Consider the following 3,538-nt stretch of genomic DNA (forward strand, 5'->3'; position numbering starts at 1 on the left):
GCACGAGTTCCGGCGGGGCGACCCGCTCCCGGTCGTGCGAGCGTTGCTGGAGCGGATGATCGAGCTGGTGCGGCTGGGGACCATACGTCTGTCGGTCGGACCGCTCGCTCCGGCCAGCGAAGTGAAAGCCCTGATCGCTGAAATGAAAATGAACGAGCAACGCGCCGAGGCCGCCTATGACGCCATGTACGAGGCGAGCCCACGTTCGGCAAAGGACTGCTGCGACGATGCACGCGGCTTTTTGGCCGAAGCCATCGATCTGGCGAAGCGCGCCGGCCTTGCGGACGAGGCAGCGCGCCTGACCGCCCGCTGCGACCACATTATCAGCGTCTATAATTCGCAGTTTCGCGGCATCTGGTGAATCCGGTCGATGTATCGGTGCATGCCGGTCATTTCAGAAGATCGAGCATCTCCTGGACCTCCTTGGCATGTCCACCGCCGGGAGCGAGAACGAGATACTGCTTGAGCGTTTCCACCGTGCCGGAAGGCACCGTGTACTTGCCGTTTTTCCCCACGGCGCCCTGACCGACCATGACCGAGCCCTTGACGAAATAGGCATCCGCCTTTTTCGGATCGGCGGCGATCGCCTTGTCGCAGGCCGCAAGCGTCTTCACCGTCTCGCCGATGTTGTAGAGCACCGCGCAGATGTTGAAGTAGGCCACCGCCGGATTGGGATCGAGCGCCGCCGCCTTTTCATAAGCCGAAATCGCCACGTCATTGCGCTTCAGCTTCAGGTTAGCGTTGCCGATCATGGTGTACATCCTGCCGATGGCGGCGGGAGGGGCGGCGTTCTTTTGCGCCATCTCGATGGCGCGTTGACAGGAGGCGATCGAATCCTCGTAGTGACCCCCGTTGATTTGCGCGTTGCCCAGCGCCTCGAAATATTCCCAGCGCGGCTCGGACGACACCAGTTGCTTCAATGCAGCTTCCGCATCCACCCACTGCCTGGCGTCGAGCGCCGCCTGCGCCTTGGCCACCAGCGACTTTTCGTTGACACCCTGCGCAGCCGGCAGCGGCGCTCCCACGCGGTTCTGCGCCGACGCGGCACCGGTGAACGCGAGACCGGCCAGCACCGCCAAAGTCCACAATTTTCGGCGCATTGTTTTTCCTCGCAAAGGAATGTGGCTAGCCGGAGCGTAGGCAAACCGCTGCAGGCGCGCAAGGCGGCTTCGCGTTCAACCTGGCTGCCTCGCCACGGTTGGCATCGGTCCGCCGGGCCGCTATTTTGTGCTTTTCCCTTGGTGCGCCTCCGCCGACGGTCGCCGGTTTCGCGGATTTTTGAGCGTGCCGCGCGTGACGGATCGAGGCGCTAAAACGAATGAGCGAAGCTGATACTGGATTGCTCGCGACAACCTACTCGACGGCGACCGCCGAGTCTGTGGCGGCATTCGTCGCGGCCCAGTACGATCTGCCGCAACCGCTGGAATGCTGCCTGCTGCAGCGCGGCTTCAATGACAGCTTTGCGATCCGCGCCTCCGATCAGACCCGCTATGTCCTGAGGATGTCGGGCCGGCGCCGCCGCGGCGATGCCGACGTGGAATCCGAGACCAGGTTCATCGCTTTTCTGGATTCCGTCGGCGTGCCGGTTGCGGCGGCGGTTGCGAACCGCGCCGGCGCACTGTTTGGCGAAGCGGCCATGCCGTAGGGATTTCGTCCCGTGGTGCTGTTCCGGCACGCCGAGGGACGCCCGCCCGATCTCGACGCGCCGGAGGACGCGCGGGTGCAGGGCGCGACGCTGGCGCGCCTGCATGACGCAGCCGAGTGCTTTCCGGATCGGGAAAGTGGCCGCTACCGGCTCGATCTCGATCATCTCCTGCACCGCCAGGTCGCCGCCGTCATCGCACTGGCAGACATGAAGGAAGAAGCCCGCCGCTATCTCCTCGAGCTGGCGTCCCGGCTCGACGGGCGGGTCCGCGCGCGGCCCGGGCTGAGCTGGATCCGCTGTCATGGCGACTGCCACGGCATCAACGCCCACATCGTCACCGAGGGACCGCTGGCCGGACAGGCCCGGTTCTTCGATTTCGACGATGGCGGGTTCGGCTATCTCGCCTATGACCTCGCCGTGCACCTCTGGGCGCAGCTGTCGTTTGGTCGCCGCCGCTACGCGATGTGGTTGGCCTTCATCGACGGCTATCGCTCGGTCCGCCCGATCAGGCCTGCGGACTTCGAGGCGATCGCGTTGTTCGTGCCGATCCGCCACATCTGGCTGATGGGCGAATATGCCGGACGAACAGCCGAATGGGGCACGGGATCGATGGCCTGGCTCGGCCAGCAGCAGGAATTTTTGCAGGCGTGGGAGACGGAAAGACTGTCGCCCGGTTTGTTTGGATAAGTGCTGCGACTCGGCAAGGCGATTTCCGAAGAGATGTCGGCCGTTTCTCGTTCGCCACGCGTTTGCGCAGTGCCGAGCCTAGCCCAGCGCGCGGTACGCCGGTTCGGCCCTATCAATCCACGCAATTGTTCTTGTACAATGCCTTCCATAAGCCGGGGGAGGCAAATGAAACGCCGGGACCTGATTGCGCTCGTCGCCGGTGCGGCAGCGGCGTGGCCGCTGAAGGCGCAGACGCAGCGGTCGTCGATGCCGGTGATTGGATTCCTCAATCCTCGCTCCAAGGCCAGGGGTGAGCCGGTGGCGGCGGCCTTCCGGCAGGGCCTGCAGGATGCCGGCTATCAGGAGGGACGCAACGTCGCCGTCGAATATCGCTGGGCGGAAGATCAAAACGATCGTCTCCCCGTCCTTGCCGCCGAACTCGTTGCGCGCGGTGTCACCGCGATCGTGGCCGGCGGGAGCGCCTGGTTTGCCGCAAAGCAGGCGACGACTTCGATTCCCGTCATCTTCACGACCGGGCTCGACCCGGTCTCTACCGGTATCGTCACGAGCATCAATCGACCCGAGGGTAATCTGACCGGAGCAACTTTCTATTCCGGCGGGGCCATTATCGCCAAGCAGCTCGAACTATTACGCGAGCTGGCGCCCGATATCAGCCGCGTGGCAATGCTGGTCCATCCGTCCACCGCGTCGGCCGCGACGCAGATGCAGGATGCCGAGGTAGCGGCGCGCCAGAACGGCGTGGCGCTCGATATCGTGAAGGTCGAGGATGCCGCGGCGCTCGAGGCCGCCTTCGCTGCCGTCAAGGCCGACGCCCTCGTGATCGCGGTCGATCCCTTCTTCGACAGCAGGGCTTCCGAGATGGTCGCGGGCTCGGCGCGCCTGCGGTTGCCGACCATGTACTACATTCGCGAGTTCGTGGAGGCCGGCGGACTCATTTGCTACGGCGCGAGTATCCTCGGCACCTATCGTCAGGCCGGAGTCTATGCGGGCCGGGTGATCGCCGGGGCCAGGCCCGCAGACCTGCCGGTCGTCCTGCCAACCAGATTCGAATTGGTGATCAACCTCAGAGCCTGACCGAAAAAGCAGTGAGTGATTCCAGCAGGCCGTGATTCCTTCGGATTTGCAAAGATTCGAGGGAGAGCATCATGCCATGGACTGAAATCACTCGTGCCGAGTATCAACGCAGTGACCTGCGGTACGCAAGCG

General features: G+C 64.1%; 5 protein-coding genes. 4 read left to right on the top strand and 1 reads right to left on the bottom strand.

The features are described 5' to 3' along the window. The coding region (locus VK804_RS06185; protein ID WP_325368930.1) for a hypothetical protein at positions 1-361 on the top strand (361 nt) is incomplete at its 5' end. Between the two features lie 28 nt (positions 362-389). On the opposite strand, the gene VK804_RS06190 is transcribed toward VK804_RS06185, so the two are convergent. Beyond that, complete coding sequence (locus VK804_RS06190) at positions 390-1,100, bottom strand: tetratricopeptide repeat protein (protein ID WP_325368932.1); 711 nt, start codon at positions 1,098-1,100, stop codon at positions 390-392. Between the two features lie 218 nt (positions 1,101-1,318). Between VK804_RS06190 and VK804_RS06195 the strand changes: the two genes are divergently transcribed. From VK804_RS06195 to VK804_RS06205, 3 genes are all read left to right on the top strand, one after another. Beyond that, the gene (locus tag VK804_RS06195) at positions 1,319-1,645 is read left to right on the top strand and encodes a hypothetical protein (protein ID WP_325368934.1); all 327 of its coding nucleotides are present in this window, start codon (positions 1,319-1,321) and stop codon (positions 1,643-1,645) included. A gap of 12 nt (positions 1,646-1,657) precedes the next feature. Continuing rightward, complete coding sequence (locus tag VK804_RS06200) at positions 1,658-2,332, top strand: phosphotransferase enzyme family protein (protein WP_325368936.1); 675 nt, start codon at positions 1,658-1,660, stop codon at positions 2,330-2,332. Positions 2,333-2,497: 165 nt separating this feature from the next. Beyond that, entirely contained in the window at positions 2,498-3,406 is a 909-nt protein-coding gene (locus VK804_RS06205; protein ID WP_325368938.1) for an ABC transporter substrate-binding protein, read from the top strand. Positions 3,407-3,538 lie beyond the last annotated feature (132 nt).

The sequence above is a fragment of the Bradyrhizobium sp. genome, from assembly GCF_035484855.1.
GTDB lineage: Bacteria > Pseudomonadota > Alphaproteobacteria > Rhizobiales > Xanthobacteraceae > Bradyrhizobium.